The 17,711-nt window shown below is 58.9% G+C and carries 16 protein-coding genes; 11 read left to right on the top strand and 5 right to left on the bottom strand.

Translation table 11 applies throughout. From position 1 onward, the window contains the following. Positions 1 to 927 carry a carbon-nitrogen hydrolase family protein gene (locus OZ428_RS15155; RefSeq protein WP_269133928.1) on the bottom strand — a complete coding sequence of 309 codons (927 nt, stop codon included), beginning with the start codon at positions 925 to 927 and terminating at the stop codon, positions 1 to 3. Between the two features lie 81 nt (positions 928 to 1,008). Here OZ428_RS15155 and OZ428_RS15150 point away from each other — a divergent pair, with 81 nt between their 5' ends. Then, entirely contained in the window at positions 1,009 to 1,902 is an 894-nt protein-coding gene (locus OZ428_RS15150; RefSeq protein ID WP_269133926.1) for a LysR family transcriptional regulator, read from the top strand. Here OZ428_RS15150 and OZ428_RS15145 read toward each other — a convergent pair. Beyond that, complete coding sequence (locus OZ428_RS15145) at positions 1,895 to 2,149, bottom strand: hypothetical protein (RefSeq protein WP_003190904.1); 255 nt, start codon at positions 2,147 to 2,149, stop codon at positions 1,895 to 1,897. The two genes, OZ428_RS15150 and OZ428_RS15145, sit on opposite strands and share 8 nt — an antisense overlap. 163 nt (positions 2,150 to 2,312) lie before the next feature. Here OZ428_RS15145 and OZ428_RS15140 point away from each other — a divergent pair, with 163 nt between their 5' ends. Next, the gene (locus OZ428_RS15140; protein ID WP_269133925.1) at positions 2,313 to 2,633 is read left to right on the top strand and encodes a DUF883 family protein; all 321 of its coding nucleotides are present in this window, start codon (positions 2,313 to 2,315) and stop codon (positions 2,631 to 2,633) included. 33 nt (positions 2,634 to 2,666) lie between these two features. Here the strand turns inward: OZ428_RS15140 and OZ428_RS15135 are convergent, their stop codons facing one another. Further along, positions 2,667 to 3,704, bottom strand: a complete 1,038-nt coding sequence (locus OZ428_RS15135; protein ID WP_269133924.1) for an Ldh family oxidoreductase — start codon at positions 3,702 to 3,704, stop codon at positions 2,667 to 2,669. A gap of 437 nt (positions 3,705 to 4,141) precedes the next feature. Here OZ428_RS15135 and OZ428_RS15130 point away from each other — a divergent pair, with 437 nt between their 5' ends. Next, on the top strand, positions 4,142 to 9,082 hold the full coding sequence (locus OZ428_RS15130; protein WP_269133923.1) for a dermonecrotic toxin domain-containing protein: 4,941 nt from the start codon (positions 4,142 to 4,144) through the stop codon (positions 9,080 to 9,082). A gap of 19 nt (positions 9,083 to 9,101) precedes the next feature. Here the strand turns inward: OZ428_RS15130 and OZ428_RS15125 are convergent, their stop codons facing one another. Further along, positions 9,102 to 9,371 (bottom strand): PepSY domain-containing protein, encoded by a 270-nt coding sequence (locus tag OZ428_RS15125; RefSeq protein ID WP_269133922.1) that lies wholly within the window; start codon positions 9,369 to 9,371, stop codon positions 9,102 to 9,104. 142 nt (positions 9,372 to 9,513) lie between these two features. On the opposite strand from OZ428_RS15125, the gene OZ428_RS15120 reads away from it, so the two are divergent. From OZ428_RS15120 to OZ428_RS15090, 7 genes are all read left to right on the top strand, one after another. Further along, positions 9,514 to 10,509 carry a FecR family protein gene (locus OZ428_RS15120; protein WP_269133921.1) on the top strand — a complete coding sequence of 332 codons (996 nt, stop codon included), beginning with the start codon at positions 9,514 to 9,516 and terminating at the stop codon, positions 10,507 to 10,509. A 329-nt stretch (positions 10,510 to 10,838) separates the two neighbouring features. Further along, on the top strand, positions 10,839 to 11,294 hold the full coding sequence (locus OZ428_RS15115) for a hypothetical protein (protein ID WP_269133920.1): 456 nt from the start codon (positions 10,839 to 10,841) through the stop codon (positions 11,292 to 11,294). Beyond that, positions 11,294 to 11,845 carry an adhesin gene (locus OZ428_RS15110; protein ID WP_269133919.1) on the top strand — a complete coding sequence of 184 codons (552 nt, stop codon included), beginning with the start codon at positions 11,294 to 11,296 and terminating at the stop codon, positions 11,843 to 11,845. The genes OZ428_RS15115 and OZ428_RS15110 overlap by 1 nt, the downstream gene beginning before the upstream one ends. Before the next feature lie 67 nt (positions 11,846 to 11,912). Next, complete coding sequence (locus OZ428_RS15105) at positions 11,913 to 12,653, top strand: hypothetical protein (protein WP_016979408.1); 741 nt, start codon at positions 11,913 to 11,915, stop codon at positions 12,651 to 12,653. A 61-nt stretch (positions 12,654 to 12,714) separates the two neighbouring features. Continuing rightward, on the top strand, positions 12,715 to 13,395 hold the full coding sequence (locus tag OZ428_RS15100; RefSeq protein ID WP_033900357.1) for a C39 family peptidase: 681 nt from the start codon (positions 12,715 to 12,717) through the stop codon (positions 13,393 to 13,395). Between the two features lie 38 nt (positions 13,396 to 13,433). Continuing rightward, positions 13,434 to 14,177 carry a hypothetical protein gene (locus OZ428_RS15095; RefSeq protein WP_269133918.1) on the top strand — a complete coding sequence of 248 codons (744 nt, stop codon included), beginning with the start codon at positions 13,434 to 13,436 and terminating at the stop codon, positions 14,175 to 14,177. 49 nt (positions 14,178 to 14,226) lie between these two features. Beyond that, positions 14,227 to 15,540, top strand: a complete 1,314-nt coding sequence (locus OZ428_RS15090; RefSeq protein WP_269133917.1) for a hypothetical protein — start codon at positions 14,227 to 14,229, stop codon at positions 15,538 to 15,540. 212 nt (positions 15,541 to 15,752) lie between these two features. Here OZ428_RS15090 and OZ428_RS15085 read toward each other — a convergent pair whose 3' ends face one another. Beyond that, on the bottom strand, positions 15,753 to 17,078 hold the full coding sequence (locus tag OZ428_RS15085; protein ID WP_269133916.1) for a sigma-54 dependent transcriptional regulator: 1,326 nt from the start codon (positions 17,076 to 17,078) through the stop codon (positions 15,753 to 15,755). Between the two features lie 343 nt (positions 17,079 to 17,421). Between OZ428_RS15085 and OZ428_RS15080 the strand changes: the two genes are divergently transcribed. Then, complete coding sequence (locus OZ428_RS15080; protein WP_033897462.1) at positions 17,422 to 17,682, top strand: hypothetical protein; 261 nt, start codon at positions 17,422 to 17,424, stop codon at positions 17,680 to 17,682. The last annotated feature ends 29 nt before the right edge of the window (positions 17,683 to 17,711 follow it).

Genomic DNA, 17,711 nt, shown 5'->3' with positions numbered 1-17,711 from the left:
TCAGTCAGTGATGAAGCGGACTCCGGGCTTTTCGCGTTCGTCTACGACCAACTCAAACACATCCGGCCGGGCATAGTGCCCCACCACGTCATAGTCATACCGCGCCCGCACCAGCTCATCGGTATCGATCTGTGCGGTCAACAACCCCGCCTCGCCCACCAACGGCCCGGCCAATACATCGCCCATCGGCCCGACAATCACACTGCCACCGGCAATCAACGGCCTTTGCGCCGGCCAATTGGCCACCTCCACGCCCAGCGCCTCGGGCGACGCCTGCACCTGGCACGCACTCACCACAAAACAGCGCCCTTCATGGGCCACATGGCGCATGCTCACCTGCCACATCTCACGCTCGTCCACCGTCGGCGCGCACCACACCTCCACGCCCTTGGCGTACATCGCCGTGCGCAGCAACGGCATCATGTTTTCCCAGCACACGGCGCCGCCGACACGTCCCACAGCCGTATCGATCACCGGCAGGGTCGAGCCGTCGCCCTTGCCCCAGATCAGCCGTTCGGTGCCGGTGGGCATCAACTTGCGGTGCTTGGCCACCAGGCCGTCCGTGGGTTCGAAATACAACACGGTGCAGTACAGCGTGCTACCGCTGCGCTCGATTACGCCGAGAACCAGGCTGGCGCCGGTGCGTGCCGACAGCCCGGCCAGTGCTTGCGTTTCAGGGCCTGGCACATCGATAGCATTGGCAAAATAGCGGGCAAAGGCTTCACGCCCTTCCGGCAGGCGGTAACCCAGTTGCGTGCCGAACCCTTCGCCCTTGGGATAGCCACCGAGCAACGCCTCCGGCATGACCACCAATTGCGCAGCGCTACGGGCGATTTCGTCTTCATAGCCCAGTATTTGCGCCAGGGTTTCAGCCTTGCCGCCAGGCAAGGAACCGATTTGCAACGCAGCCACGGTAGAAACAGGCATCACGATCACTCCAAAGTCAGGGGTTGCCCATTCTCCCGCCAGCCTCGATCATGAATAAAGCCCACTTCAGTGCTGAATGATATGAACCATATCAATATCGCCCAGGTCGATCTCAACCTGCTGAAAACCTTCGAGGCCCTGCATGACGAGTCCAGCGCCAGCCGCGCGGCCTTGCGCCTGGGCGTGACGCAATCGGCCATCAGCGCAGGCTTGCGGCGCTTGCGCGAGGTGTATGGCGATCAATTGTTCGTGCGCACCGGGCGTGGACTGGCGCCGACCTTGCGGGCCAACCAATTGAAACCGCTGATCAGTGAGGCACTGGATCGCTGTCGGCAGAGCCTGGCCATGGTCGACCCGAACAATCAGCACTATCAGGGGCGCTCCGTAGTGCTGGGGCTGTCGGACGATTTCGAGATTGCCTACGGGCGCCGTCTCATCGAAGAAATTGCACGACGGGCACCGAAGCTGCGGGTGATCTTCCGTCAGACTCATAGCCAGATCGTCGCAGGCGCCCTGCTCGACCGCACCCTGGACCTGGCGATCACCGCCGGTGGTTTTGCCCACGGCCGACTGAGCCGCCGCGTGCTGGGAGAAGGCGACTACCGTTGCCTTATGGATTCGGACCAGGCCAGCATCAGCCTGGACGAGTTCGTCGCACGCAAGCATGTGCTGGTGTCGTCCGGCGGGTTTATCGGGATCACTGACGAGGGTTTGGCGGCGCAAGGGCTGAGCCGCCAGGTGTGTGCGTCCACCAGCCACTTTGCTGCGCTGCCTTTTCTGCTCAAGGGCAGCCAGGCGGTGGCGACCATTCCCGGTCACGCCGCCGAGGCCATCGGCGCGATGACCGGCTTGCGGGTACTGGCTTGCCCACTGGCGCTGCCGCGCTACCCGGTGGAGTTGGGCTGGCGCACCCAGGCGCAGCTCGATCCGCTGCTGCTGAAAGTGCGTGAAGCGATTGTCGCGAGCGTTACTTAGCGGCCGCCATCAACTTGTTGACTTCACTGCGCACCATGTTGGAAAACTCCGGCGGCGACATGCCGTCCAGCTCCGCACGCACCCACTCGGCCCACTTGCCTTTGCGCTTGGCGCGTTCACCGAACAAACGTGCGGCCTCGCCCTTGGCCTTGCCCAGGTTGGTTTGCCACAGGTCGTAGAGGCGGGACTTTTCATCTTCCAGCTCGGCGCGTTCGGCGAGGGTCTTGTTGGCGAGATTGAAGCTCATGTTGATTTACCTGCTGCACAAATAGGCGACATCTTACACTGTAGGTTGAAATTTCCTGATTCGGATTTTGCTCAAGACCGGGCAACGGCAAAAAAACTGCAACTTTTGCCGTCGCCCGACACTCCATTGTTCACTGTCACATTCACCTGCAAGGAGTCACACAATGGCCCGCAAATCTGCCGCCCAAGCCGTCGAAGATCAAATCAAGGATCAAGCATTCAGTGAACTGACGGCGCTGATCGAAGAATCGGACAAATTGCTCAAAAGCAGCGCCTCCCTGGTAGGCGAAGAAGGCGAGACCCTGCGCGAACAGGTCGCCATCAAGCTCAAGCAGGCCCTGGACTCGGTCTCCAGCGTACGCGAACGCAGCAAGCCGGTGGTGGACGCCACCGAAACCTATATCGGTGGCCACCCTTGGCAGACCGTGGCGATTTCCGCAGGTTTTGGCCTGGTGGTCGGCCTGTTGCTGGGTCGTCGCAACTGAGTACAAAAGGCTGCGCCCAGCGCGCAGCCCTTTTTAGGCGTTTGCCAGGTCGCGCAAGTGCTGTAATTCGTCAGCGTTTACCACTATCCCTTCCTGCTCGGCCCTCGCCCTGGCGCGATGCCGACGATCCCCCGGTAACCGCCGCAACCCCGCCGCATGCATCTGCCGCACCAGCTCTTGGCTGCGCTCGGCAAACACCTGACCGCTGGTTTTGCTGGGGTCGATGACGATCAGCAGTTGGCCAGTCCAAGGCGTACGCGCCCCCGGATGATCGGCCCAATTGAACTCAAACGAGAAGTTGCCTCCCGTCAGTGCCGCTGCCAGTAATTCGACCATCATCGACAACGCCGAGCCCTTGTGCCCGCCAAATGGCAACAGCGCGCCACCCTCGAGAATGGCCTTGGGGTCTTGCGTCGGCTGGCCCAAGCCATCCACGCCCATGCCCGGCGGAAGACGCTCGCCCTTGCGTGCGGCAATCTGCACGTCGCCATGGGCGATGGCACTGGTGGCCAGGTCGAACACAATGGGCAAGCCGTCGGCGCGGGGTGCGGCGAAGGCAATCGGGTTAGTGCCAAACAACGGACGGTCGGCGCCATGGGGCACCACGCAGGTCATGCTGTTGACCACGCTCAACGCCACCAACCCTTGTTCAGCGAAGGGCTCGACGTCTGGCCACAAGGCCGCAAAGTGATGGGAGTTGTGGATCGCCAACAGCGCAATACCGGCGCTACGGGCTTTTTCCACCAACAATGGTCGGGCAGCTTCCAGCGCCGGCTGGGCAAAGCCATTACCGGCATCCACCCGCAGGAACCCTGACGCAACATCCGTGACCTGGGGGACGGCGCAGCCATTGACCCAGCCACTGGCCAGCGTGCTGATATAGCCAGGAATACGGAAAATGCCGTGGCTGTGGGCGCCGTCACGCTCGGCGCTGGCGCAGTTATTGGCAAGGATGGCCGCCACCTCCGGCGAGGTGCCATGGCGCACGAACACTTGTTGCAGCAAGGCTACCAGCGTACTGAAGCCTATAGAGACACTGGAACCTTCACTGACCTTGGACGGCGTAGACATCTGAAGCTCCGAATTATGATTGGAAGGGGCGACAAGACGAGAAACTAAGCCTGTGATTAAACAACGCGGCCTCGGCATGCTGTCAATCGACTTTGCCGGACCGCTCGTTTTTGCACCAGCTATCTACCGCAACCACAGCCTCGCCGCCGCTTAACGTGATGCTCATTTCCGCGCCAGCCCCCGGTGCAAGCAGAGAGCAGCCCATGACACACGTAAGCCCCCCCTATTTTTTCGATGAGTACCTAGGCTCGACTACAAGAACGCAGCCCACCGACCGAGAGCGTTTACTCGGCTTGACCCTCAAGGATGTCAACTGGCTGGGAACCCTCTTTGTCCCCAGCGATAGTGCGCGCCAGGACCGCGACACGCCAATGATCGTGGAAACGCTTCTATTGCAAAGACCCCGCAAGCCCGACATTGCACTGGCCGGAACGCTCATGATGAGCGCAAGCCCTGAGGGCAAAAAAACCGTGCTGTACACCCCTTACGCCGGAATCGAGGTTTTCGACCAGCGTGACGGTTGCCTGGCAGAGATCACGCGACGCTTGAGAAATCCGTTGTTATGCATTGATTTAAAACATTTTTTATCAATCGAGCAACGCAATGAACTTACCCATGACACCCCCTTTACCCTCACCACTGCCACGATCAAATACGCTGTATTCGAAGCCCAGGAACAAGCCATCAGGGCCAATCAGGCCATGGATCTACAGCGCGTGCTAAAAGAGTTACGCACCCTCCCTAAGCTACCCGAAATGCTCGGCGTAGCGCTTGGCTCCATGGGTATGACGATCCCCGGTATTCGCGGCCTCAATCTTGAAGACACTCGGGTCAACAGCTTCATGCCATCAACGCCGGACAACGATAACGGCGTGCCCCGCTGGATAGGCTCGGCCAGCCTTTTTGAAACCTTTCTTGAGTATTACGCCAAGAACGCATGGCCCGCAGATCGTACACGCACTTTCGTCACCCCCAAGCATGACACCAGCGGTTTTACCGCAGCCCAGCGTAAAAAAGACCTGGCTAACTGGGAGAAGTTGGTTCAGCTAGGCGCCAGTCTCCTGTCTAAATTACTCGGCGCGCAGCTCAATACCTGGTGGAACACACCCATCGATAAAGGTCCTTCGGGTGCGCAACAATCGCGCATGGAGCTGTTCACTCAGGTAATGAGCGACAAACTACGCGCACAAATGCTGTTTATGCGCCAGGCTGGAAGTCACGCGCTGTCCTCGGAGGAGGCTCACCGTCTGCTCGCCGTGTTTCTTCCAGACCAGGCGGCACGAAGCGCTTGGGACAAAAGCTTGCGCTTCGAAAAGATCAGGTTTTACGCGCCCTACCAGCATTATGTGGAGCTCGCCGCCACCCTACTGGTCACTGACAAACATGCCTACCTGTACAGCCAGTCACAGGGCTTGCAAGTGTTCAAGGACGTTGTCGATCTGAACGACACCCTGCTGAGCATGCTCAAGGCCGCCGGGCATAAGGACGAGTTGTCGAACTTCCTGTCCATGGAGGAGCGCAGCGCGTATCTCACCATGCGCGATGCGCAGGTCCGTGGGCAAGCGGTGGAAGGCGGTATATTTGAAGACATGGTCAAGGGGATTTACGACAAGCTCTTGAGCAACCTGGAGCACGCACTCACGGTGTTTCGCCGCAGCAATGGCACCGTGGATTTGACCGCATTGCTCGACAGCTCGCTGGATATACGCCCTATGCTGGACAGTCGCCTGCTGGACCTCGACGCCCAAGGGCGCTGGAGCCTGCATCCGATCAGCAGTGACAATGGCCGGCCTTCGACCGTGCAGGCCGAGCGCGCCAAACTGCAACTGCAGGCCCTGCAAGCCCAGGAAAAAACCTTGCTCAAGCATCGGGCCAAGCACCCGACCCTGCGCAGCCTGGCCACGAAGGCTCTGAATGACGAGATGAAAAAACGTTATTTGGGCCTGGATGCCAGCGACGTGTATGTCAATACCTATGCTACCGAAGCGCAGGAAAGGGAGGAGCGCCTGCCGGAGTCATCGGTGAATATGGTCGAGCACTTTATCCAACGCCTCGCCAACACCGCCGGACTAATAGGCAGTACGCCACGCATCGGTTTCTACAGCGCCCGTCGCGAAGGCGCGGCATTGAGCTGGAACGCCCTTAACAGCCGCATCTTCAATGACATCATCACGCAAATCACATCCAAGTTCCTGGGACACAATGTCCGAACGCTGCCCCGCCGTTTCCTCAAAACCCACGCTGACGAGATGGTCAAAGGCTTGATGCTCGGGTTGCGTAGCGAGGCGGACCTTCGGTTGCTCAACCACACCCTGAGCCCGGCCCACCATGCGATCATTGATACAGTATTACGCGCCGACAGCATGACCCGGGACAACCGCCATGGGCTGCAAGGGTTCTTGCCGGACGCCTTTGAAGTGACGGTGACTATCGGTGACCACGACACCCCTAAGGGCCTGGCCAACTGCTTCGTGTTGACGGAGCGCGGCGGCCTTGACCCGCAGCTCTCGGGCAAGGTGGTCTTGTGGACGCCTCAATACGGCCATGAACCCTTCGACTCGCTGACGGCCCTGCGCGCGACACTTACACAGCGCCTGAAGCAATCCACCCGGCGCGCCGGGTTGTTGCAAAACCTGCCTATCAGCCTTCGCCCTCCCCATCAGCGCTACAAACTGGGGCCCCTGCGCCGTATCGACAGTCATTTGCTGCTCAATCGCCAGTACAGCAACCTGGACAACCACCTGGACGCTATCGATAACTGGCTCTCCATGCCGCTGGGACCGACGCAATTGCAGGACCGCCTGGACGACGAGATGGGCCAGACGGCACCGTCAAACATCGGCAGGGCCAAGGCAATTGCCAATGCCATCATTCAACAGCAAAGCCTGCCTGCGTGGCTGGGCATGGCCTCGGCCGCAGACCAACTGCTGCATGCCGAGTTGCTTGAACAGTACCGCGTCAGCGCCCCTGACAACCAGGACTACCTGCACGGCCTGCCGACTTTGCGTGAACATGTCACTGAGGCCTTGAAAGCCCTGCTCAAGGCACATTTCCCGAACGACTTGCTAGACCCGGAAAACATCCTGATCCCCGCACGGATGGTGTTGAATGGGTATACCCAAAGCCTGACCGACTTCGCCTTACGCCACTTGCCTGACCTGCTGCCCGCCAACCTCACCCCCAGCGCACGCGGCACCACCCCATTACCGAAGTCACTGGACGGCAGTGCGATTGTCAATATTGTGCGCCAGTTGGACATTGGCAAAATCTTCCGCAACCTGCTCACCACCCACCTCACCGCCGACACCGACGATGCCCGAAAACGTCGCGATCTGTTCTGCAGCCAACTGCCCTGGCAAGTGCTGCGCCACGCCCACGAAGAGAAACTTGACGGGCGCCTGAGCGCGTCGGCCTGGGGCTTTATCCAGCAGATTTTCGATATGCCGGACGCCGTGGCGCGGGATGCCGTCAGCGGCGCAACCGCAATGATCCGCCCCCTGGAACTGATCGCCAAGCCAGGAGCGACCCCCGCAAAGGCACTCGGCGTGCACGTGATAGGCCCTGCGGCTAACGCCACCGGCCCGTTGGTGCTTTACGCACCGTATGCGCCATTCAACATACTGAAGGAGTATGGCAGCGAGGAAAAACTGCTGGCGGACATCTACACCCCAGGCCCGCTGCAGGAGTGGATCCTCCAACAACTGGGCGGACCGCAGCAGGCGACGTACCGCGATCTGTTCAAACAATCGGCGGGCGAGGAACAAAAAAAAGAAAAACCGAAAGAAGTCACGCTGGCTTCGAATCCAACTCGGGGCAATATCCTGCTGCATATGTTCCAGGACAATGCCGACCAACTACTGAAAATGCTCGCCTGCCAGTTCGAACGTAACGGCAAGGAACAGTGGAGTGCCGTCACCAACCTGTTGCGTAAAGGCCTTCCCATGGCACAGCAATTTGTTGCAGGCAAACTTAAATACCCGATGGTGATATGGAAAAGCTTCAAGCTGTTCTGGGCTTCAGCCAACGCTTTGCAAGATCAGCATTTTGGCGAAGGCTTGCGCACGTTTATCCAGGGCGTGGCGACGCTGGCATCGTTGCGCCACCCTTTAGACGAGCTGCTGCCATCCGCCAGCACGCCTGCAGACCCCGACACAGCAAAGGGCCCTGAACCCGCCACCACCATTGCAACCCTGGACGTCACGGACCCCCTGCGCACGTGGATGCGACGTTTTGAAAACGTGGCGGTGGCACTCAAAGACTTGCGTTTGGATTCAAGCAGCCATGTGTATACCCAACCCGTCGCCCATCGCAGCTATGTGCCAGTGGCGGGCCGGGTCTACCCGGTTGCACGCAGTGGTGAATACTGGCGCGTAAGCCTTCCAACGGAGTTGGGGCCTTTTGTCGAGCGTAACGCCCAAGGCCAATGGGTGTTGGATCTGTCCAAGGGTCACCCACGCTTTGGCCCGGCGTGGTCGCGCATGAAGACCCGGAGAGCCGAGCGCGACTCCATCAATATTGAAGCAGTAGGCATGCCAGCCATTCGTGGCCTGAGCTTTGACAAAGGGCTTGCCATTGACCGGGCGCTCACCGCTGCGCTGTATTACACCAACACCTGCCAACGCAACTTGACATTGTTTGCCCTGCAACGCGATCCCAACTCGAGGGTCGGCCGTTTTCTGACCGAGATGTTTGGCGTGTTCAACTTCAACCCGACGCAAGTCACAAAAATACAAGATCGAATCAAAGAGATCATGGACGGGTTGCTCCAGCCAGACCTGATAAAAATGGACTCAAGCCGATTCGTCTACGGAAAAGCGCGCTCAAGCAGAGATGGCGCAGTCGCATTCACGCTTGACGACGACGCAGAGAAAAAAATCTATTTGATGGAACCTTTTTTCAAGACGGGTACGTTGGTCTACCAGCCATACATTGATGTACCGTTTGACCTTGAAGATCACGCACGAGCAGCCACTCTGATTCATGAGATCAGCCACATTGTTTCGCGCACGGAAGACATTGCCTACTTGAATTCCATGCTCCCGTTCGCGGACCTGATCAATCGCACGACTGCCCAAGGCAAGAGCTTTTACACAAGCCAACATACCCTGCAGACAACCGCACTCTCGGTACTCACACCTGCAACCATGCTGTTCAAGATCAAGAACGAACTCACTGGCGCGTGGGAGGATTTAGGCCAAACCCAAGAGGCCGAAACTCGTAACAAGATACTGCGCCTCACCGGCGCCAGCACGTTGAACGAGGCCAGGCAAACGTTCATGAGCAATGCCGACCGTCGACTGGACATCATCCTGGCCAATGCCGACTCAGTGACCTTTTTGATTACCCATCTGGGCCGGCAGTTGGATCCGGGGGCCTGAACAGGCCCCCGAGGGGGTATCAGTCTTTCTGGTCACGCAGGATGTTGCCCGACGCACCATCGATACGCGCTTCATACACCGTGCCGTCGGACTTGCGCCCTTTGACTTCCCAATAGCCATTGTCATCGGCCTCGGCGGCATACACCTCGACATAACCGGCCTTGGTCTTGGCGACTTCAATCGCCTTCTCGATGGTGATCCAGCCTGCCCCCGGTTTATCGGCCAGGGCGGCACCGGCACTGAGCAGCGCGGAAGTTGCACACAGGGCGAGTAAGGTTTTCTTCAGCATTTTCGTTCTCCATTGTGGGAATGTCCTGAATCGTTTAGGTATTTCCAAACGAGAATAAGTTCCAATTGATGTGCAATCGCCATGATGGCTGTTCTCGCCGTCCACCCTGGGAGGTTAGAATGTGCGAAATCAGGATGAGTTAATGAGCGAAAAGTCCCTTTCAGAAGCCGAATATGACGCCATCACCGACGCCGCCGCGCATTGGTGCATGCGCCTGCACGCGGGTGATTGCACGGCGAGCGAGCGCCAGGCTTTTGAACAGTGGCACGATTCCCACCCGCTGCATGCCTTTGAATACGCGGCGATGCTGGAGATCTGGGACGTTGCCGACCACCTCCCCCGCCACGAACCCACGCCGGTGGTGGTGCCATTCAAGCCCCGCAGTCGCGTGCGCACCTACGCCGTGGCGGCGGCGATCTGCCTGGTCGCCCTGCCCCTGGCAGCCTTCACGGGTTGGGAAGCTGGTTGGCTGCCCAGTTCCTACGAGCGCTTCGAAGCTGCCAATGGTTTGCGCCAGGTGACCCTGGGTGATGGCAGCCAGGTGGAACTCAACCTGGGCACCGAGTTGGTCTACAGCAACTACAAGGACCAGCGCCGGGTCACGCTGAAAAAGGGCGAAGCGTTCTTCAAAGTCAGCCATGACAGCGCCCATCCCTTTATCGTGCACGCTGGCGCTGGCCAGGTTCGGGTGACGGGCACCCAGTTCAACGTCTGGAAATACGAAGACCAGGTACGGGTGATGTTGCTGGAAGGCTCAGTGCAGATTGCCAGCGACCAGGTCCACGGCAGCGTGCCCCTGACGCCCGGCATGCAGGCCAGTTACCAACAGGGTGATGCCACGCCCCGCGTGCGGACGATCAGCCCTGATGACACCGCCCTGGCCTGGCGCCAGGGCAAACTGATCCTCGACAACCTGGCGCTGGTCGACGCGTTGCCGTTGATCAACCGCTACCTCACCAAACCGGTGATGCTGGCCGACGCCAACACCGGGGCGATCCGCATCGGTGGCATCTACAACATCAGTGAGGTCAACCACCTCATTGCCTCCCTGCCAAAGGTTTTGCCGGTCTACCTGACCCAGAACCAGGACGGAAACCCCGTACTCAACGCCATTCCGCGTAAAGCGCCCAAGGGCTGAGCCTCTGCCCACCGTTGTGGGCTTTGTCATGCCTGAAGTGTCCGTTTTTTTAACACGTCCTTGCCCTGAAGCGCCCGTGCACAGCGGATTCATCGTTTTGCCATGGGCGGTGTTACAGCGCTGATACAACCGAGTGAAGCGTTTGCGCAGTGGCTGGGTAGCTGTGAATGGCCGGGGCGTTGTTTCATTCCTGAAACAGCGCTGCTATCACTTTGCCCATCGACGTCTTCAACTCCTTGAATAACCAAACAAAATAAAAAGCGGCACGGCTTCTGCTCTATCCCTTACAGCGCTGTTTAGGGTCAGCGCGAAGAATAAGGAATGCCGCCGTGAATACACTCACTCAAGGTTCGATGAACGTACTGCTGATCAGCTGTGTACTCAGCGCCAGCATCGTGGTTCCGAGCCATGCGGGTGACGGCGTGATCGTCACCGGGCGCGACGTACAGGGACATATGTACGGTCGGTCTTCGTTTGGTCCAGATCCTTACCCCCAGACCGCCAATGCCAATCCAAGCCGGGACATCCTCGGCGCCCTATCGGGCGAACTGAGCGACCGAGACTTCGGCGCCGTCAGCAGCGGCTTGAGTATCACCCGCGCCATCCAGCCTAACGGCAACCTCTCCGGCTTGAGTGCCACCCAGAACAGCATGTCCACGTTGGGCGCCGGCGCAGCCGCCAGCCGCTCCGGAGGCAGTGGCAGCATGGGGGGGCAGATTAGCGATTCGATCCAGCGTGGCCTGGCGCCCCTGAATAACATCGGCAGCATGATGGGGGGCAAATAATGAAACGTTCTCTGCTCCTTCTCGCCCTGCTCACCAGCGCCTCGGCCATGGCCGACAACACCGCCGTGATCAATAACAGCGGTAAAGCCTACCGCGGCAACCTGATGATCAACCAGGCCGCAGGCAACCAGCAGCAGACCGCCAACAACCGCGCCGTCGCGCTCGGCGGCCAGGCGACCACCAGCAATATCCAGAGAATGGACGGCAAGGTCGACCCTTCCCTGAACGCCAAAGCGGCGATCGAGGGCACTTCTTTCAGTAATGGCAACGGCATGTTGGGCATCAACCAGTCCGCCGGGGCCAATAACCAATTAGTCAATGCCGTGCGGATCAGCGTCAACCCTGGCCCGCAAAGCATCGACGACAGCGTCCTGTTGCAACAGAACACGACGACGCTGGCAACCGACTCAGGGCTCACCCCCACCACTGGCAGCCGCCAGGTCGTGACAAGCGACCAGGCCTTCACAGGCAGCCGAGGAGTGATTCAGGTGAACCAGAGTGCCGGGGTGGGGAACCGAGTGGCTAACACCCTGGGCATCACTATCAAGTAACCGCTTGGTAGCACTAGTTAGACCGTACCAACACTTAACCAACTAATTAGAAGCAAGGAGAAACACCATGAAACCTCAAATGGCTCTGAAACCAATGGTTTTCGCTCTCGCCGCACTCATGGCTGCTGCTGCTCAAGCAGGTGGCTGGCACCCTGCGCCTCAACCTACCGGCGTGGTTGCCTCGGTGGTTACCGATGTACAAAACAGCATCGGCAACAAATATGACGACACCAAAACTGAAAACAACGCCTCGGCCGATGGTTCGGTCACTTACAACAGCGGTAACACCGGCGTCAACATTCAAGCCGGCAGTGGTAACCAAGCCGACAACTCTGGCGCCATCTCCAGCGCCAAAGGCGACTTTGCTACCGTATTCGCCGTCGTTGATGTGAACCAGAACAGCGGTCTGAACAACTTCGTCAACAAAGGCACGCAAAACAACGCCTCCCTGGATAACTCCGTTAACCATAACTCCGGCAACGTGGGTTACAACGGCCAGGCCGGTCAAGGCAACCAAGGCAAAAACAACCTGGCAATCACCACCGCTGATGGCAAAAACATCGCAGCGGCGGCCAACACCGAGCAGAACTCGCTCGCCAACAACTACCTCAATACCGCTGCCACCGGGTACGGCCATCATGGCGGCAAACCTCAATACGTATCGAACAACGCAAGTGCCGACAACTCGATCAACAACAACTCCGGCAACATCGGTGTGAACCTGCAATCCGGTGCCGGCAACCAAGCCAGCAACAGCCTCTCTGTAGGCCAAGGTTGCAGCGTCTGCAGCAGCGGCGTGCGCTTCTGATCCAACGGGGCCTTGGCAACAAGGCCCTTTTTTATTCCAGTGTCCAACAGGTCATTCGATCATGCGCCTCGCGACCCTCACCCTCTTGATGCTGCTCACCGGCCCGACCTGGGCAGGCACCATGGCGATCTCCGCCATGCCTGGCGGTGCAGTCATCTACAAGAAGGTCGAGAGTATCCGTGAACGCAAGTTCGCCAACCTGGTGGAACAGAAAACCGATTTCAGCTGCGGTGCTGCGGCACTCGCCACCATCCTGCGCCAGGGCTATTGGCTCGACGTAGACGAAGACCACATCATAAAAGGCATGCTGGTCAATGCAGACCAGGACCTGGTACGTACCCAGGGTTTCTCCATGCTGGACATGAAGCGCTACCTCGAAAGCATCGGCATGCGTGCCCGGGGCTACAAGATCGGGCCAGACACCCTGGCGACCGTGAAGATCCCTGTGGTGGTGCTGCTGGAAATCCGGGGCTACAAGCACTTCGTGGTGTTGCAGCGCGCGGACAAGGACTGGGTCTATATCGGCGACCCGGTGCTGGGCCACAAACGCTATTCACACGATGACTTCGTCAAGGGTTGGAATGGCATCGTCTTCGCCGTGCTGGGTGAAGGTTACGACAAGGCCAACGCCTTGCTCGACCCGCCCACGCCACTGACCGCCAAGAACCAGTTGAATGAGTTCAGGCCCGTAGGCGATGCCGAGCTGATGGACTTCGGTTTCATCCAGAGCGACTTCTTCTAAGAAGCGCAATAAGGGGCAGGACGCTCCAGGAGCAGAAGATGAACACTTCCCGTTGGCTGACGGTCTTGTGTCTGGCAGCCTCAATGCCCGCTCATGCTTCGTCGGGGTTCAAGCCGATCGAACTCAAGGACTCGGAAATGGCCGAGCTGCGCGGTCGTTATGTGATGCCGGGGCGGATTATCAGCTTCGGTATTGTCATGAGCAGCACCTGGACCAATGCCGTGGGCGACACCATTACTGGCAAGGCCAGCATGCAAGTCGATTCCTCCACCATCACGCCACAATTCTACGTACAGACCACGGGCTCTACCGGTACGGGCACCAATCCAAATACGGGCACCGGTAACGTCAGCGGAGGCGCCGGCCTGGGCACAGGCACAGGTGTGACCCAAAGCGTGCGCGCAGCCGGCGACGGCAACACCGCGTACAACAATGTCGGGATCAACGTCACCGAGAACGGCTTCGCCCCGTCCAATATCGTGCAATCCGGCCAGGTACTGGTCGCCGGCGGCACCGTCACCGGGGACAGCGCGGCAGGTCGTGTGAGTGTGTCGGCCAACAATGGCGGCTTGCAGATGGCGATCCAGGGCAACCACAACCAAGGCAATAGCCTCCAGCAAATTGGCGGCGGCCAGGTGCTGCAAGGCACCGTGTTGACCGGCGATAGAAACTTCGTCTCCAACATGACCCAACTCAATGTAGTGATGAACAACGGCCTGAACAACCCGGCGCTGAACTGCAATCTGGATCAACTCAAAGGCCTACGCACTCTCGGTTATTGAACTACGCTGACCCTCGACACTTACGCATTAGAAAAGGACGGCTTATTTCATGCATCGATCGTTATCGCTACGTGCGGTGGTCTGTTTAAGTACGCTCTTGCCCGCATCCGTTCTGTATGCCGCGCCAGATGCCGATATCGAGACCCTCAAACAGGAACTTCTGGAACTCAAGCAGCGGTACGAAGTGCAGCAAAAAGCCTTGGCAGTATTGGAACAACGGGTTCGCCAAGTGGAGGACCAACCGGCGACGCCCGCGCCCAAACGCTTGGCCAAATCCCCGGCAGACTTCCAGAAAGCCAGTGGCGGCGCGACCGTGGCAGGCACAGGCGCTGCGGCCGCCTCCGGTGGGGCCGGTGGCGGTGGCGGTGGCAGTTCTTATGGGCAGTCGCTCAAGGACGACTCGGCACCCGCGCAAAGCGTGAGCAACCTCTACAACGAAGCCAGCGGCTTCTTCGGCAACGGCAAGTTCAGCTTTGAAACCGGTATTACCTACGCGCGCTACGATGCACGCCAGCTCACGCTCAACGGTTTCCTGGCACTGGACTCGATCTTCCTCGGTAATATCAACCTGGACAGGATCAAGGCGGATAACTGGACGCTGGACCTGACCGGTCGCTACAACCTCGATAACCGCTGGCAGTTCGACGTAAACGTGCCGGTGGTGTACCGCGAATCGACCTACCAGTCCGGCGGTGCGGGCAACAATGCCAATGCCACCTCCGAAGAGTCGGTGAGCCGCGACCCGACCATCGGCGACGTCAACTTCGGTGTGGCGTACAAATTCCTGGATGAAACCCCCACCCTGCCGGATGCGGTGGTGTCGCTGCGCGTCAAGGCGCCTACCGGTAAGGAGCCGTTCGGCATCAAGTTGGTACGCTCAACCGCCAACGACAACCTGTATGTACCGGAAAACCTGCCGACCGGTAACGGTGTCTGGTCGATCACGCCGGGAATCTCGCTGGTCAAGACGTTCGATCCGGCCGTGCTGTTTGGCTCGTTCTCCTACACCCACAACTTCGAAGAGTCGTTTGATGACATCAGCAGTGACGTCAACCAGAAAGTCGGCGGCAAGGTCAGCCTGGGCGACAGCTTTCAACTGGGTGTCGGTGTTGCCTTTGCACTGAACGAGAAGATGAGTATGTCGTTCTCGGTGTCCGACCTGATCCAGCGTAAAAGCAAGCTCAAGCCCAATGGCGGGGACTGGCAGTCCGTTGTGTCCAGCGATGCCAATGCCGGTTACTTCAACGTGGGCATGACGATTGCGGCGTCGGATAACCTGACGATCGTGCCGAACCTGGCGATCGGGATGACAGATGATGCGCCGGACTTTACGTTCAGCCTGAAATTCCCGTATTACTTCTGATTATAGTGAGCGGGCTTGTCGAATCGTCGCACCACCCGCGCCAGGAGGCGAAGCATCCCCGATAACAACGCCTCCATACTTCTGTTAGACCGAGGAGCCTGAGTTTAGGGCGGCTTCGCCACCCAGCGCGGGGCAAGCCCGCTCACTACAACCACACAAGGAAAAGCCCCGCAACGATAAGGGTCGTTGCGGGGCTTTTCGGTTTACCCGCCCTAGCGGATCTGGTGTTTATGCAGCAACCGGTAGAACGTGGGCCGGGAAACCCCCAGTACACGGGCTGCCACACTCAGGTTATCGCTGTGCCGGTTGAGCACGTCGCACAGCGCCTGACGTTCGGCGCGGTGCTTATAGTCTTCCAGTGTAGCCATAGGCGGCGAAATTGCCTGTTGGCCGTGTAATCCCAGATCAACGGCTTCGATCTGGCGCCCTTCGGCCAGTACCAGGCCGCGCCGGACTCGGTTGGCCAGCTCGCGGACGTTGCCCGGCCAAGCGTGTTCGCCCATTGCCACTAATGCATCGTCACTGAAGCTACGCGGACGACGGCCGGTTTCCTGACTGTAAAAGCGGGAAAAGTGGTTGGCCAGCATCGCCACGTCGCCATGCCGGTCCCGCAGGGGGGCTGTGATCACTTGCAGGACATTGAGGCGGTAATACAAATCTTCGCGGAAGGTGCCCTTCTCTACCGCAGCCTCCAGATCGACGTGAGTCGCGGCCAACACCCGCACATCCACGGGAATCGGCTGGCTGCCGCCGACGCGCTCAATCTGTTTTTCCTGCAGAAACCGCAGCAGGTTGGCCTGCAACTCCATCGGTAGATCGCCGATTTCATCGAGAAACAGTGTGCCGCCGTTGGCCGCTTCGATACGCCCGACCTTGCGCTGATGGGCGCCGGTAAACGCGCCCTTCTCATGACCGAACAATTCGGATTGGATCAAATGTTCAGGAATCGCCCCGCAGTTGATCGCCACAAACGGCTTGGCGTGGCGCTGGGACTGACGATGCAGGGTCTTGGCCACCAGCTCTTTGCCGGTGCCGCTGTCGCCACGGATCAGCACCGGAGATTCGGTGGGGGCAAGCTTGGACAATAACTTGCGCAGTTCGCGGATCGGTCGACTGTCACCCAGCAACTCATGCTCAGGTTCGTCCACTGGCATATGGCCCTTGCCGCGCAGACGTGCCATGCCAAAGGCACGCCCTAGCGTAACCTGCACGCGGGCCACATCGAACGGCAAGGTATGGAAATCGAAAAACCACTCACAAACGAAGTCACCGACGTTCTGCAGGCGCAACACGTCTTGACTGAGTACGGCGATCCACTCGGTGCCGCTGCGGCCGATCAGCTCCTTGACCGCTTCCGGACGCTCCAGGTGATAGGGCTGCAGGCGCAGCAGGCCGACATCGCAGGACCGGTCGCCCACGGCCTCCAGGGTACAGCTGTCCACTTCCCACCCGGCGGTGCGCAAACCGGGCAATAGCCCATGGCAGTCGTCACAGGGGTCGACCACGAGCAAGCGACGCTGCACAGGTGTAACAACCATGACTATTCCTTGGCGTCAAAATTGTTAAAGTTATTTAGAAACAACGGTTTGTAACGCCTGGCGCTAACACTAGCAAGGTCTTGACGCGTACCTTGTACCGTTTCGCTATAAGCCCCGGCAAAAAGCCCCTTGCGCGTCTTTACGCAAAAAAAATTACACGCCAGCGAAACTTTCATTCAGCTTTCAAAACAGCCGCTTACATGACGTTAATCACTAAAAGTTGAAAATAGTTGCTCTAACATGTGACCCGTACCCCGCCATCGTGCATCAGTACAAGTAACCCGCCGCACGGTCAGCCCAACCGCCGGCACTCACTTGAATGGGCAATGAGAGAGAACCCCACATGAACGCCCCGCTCCGCATCAACGAAGCTCTTTTGATCGCAGACCGTGCCTTCCAGCCCTTTCAGTGCGTGGCCTGGCATGACGGCAATGGCGCCCTGAGCCTGAGCGTCATCGACCGCACCAACAACCGTATCGGCAGCAAACAACTGTCTTCGAGCGCTTATACCGACCCGGCACAACTGGAAGACCTGCTGTTGCAGGCCCGCGCCGAGCTTGATAAAAGTGGCTACCAGTTGCAATCCTGGGCAATGCCAAAGTAATCCAACACGGCAACTTGCGCTTATCGGTT

The sequence above is a fragment of the Pseudomonas sp. GXZC genome (assembly GCF_026967615.1).
Lineage (GTDB): Bacteria > Pseudomonadota > Gammaproteobacteria > Pseudomonadales > Pseudomonadaceae > Aquipseudomonas > Aquipseudomonas azotoformans_A.
Note: the sequence above shows the minus strand (reverse complement) of the source record. Positions and strands in the feature narration are given on the sequence as shown.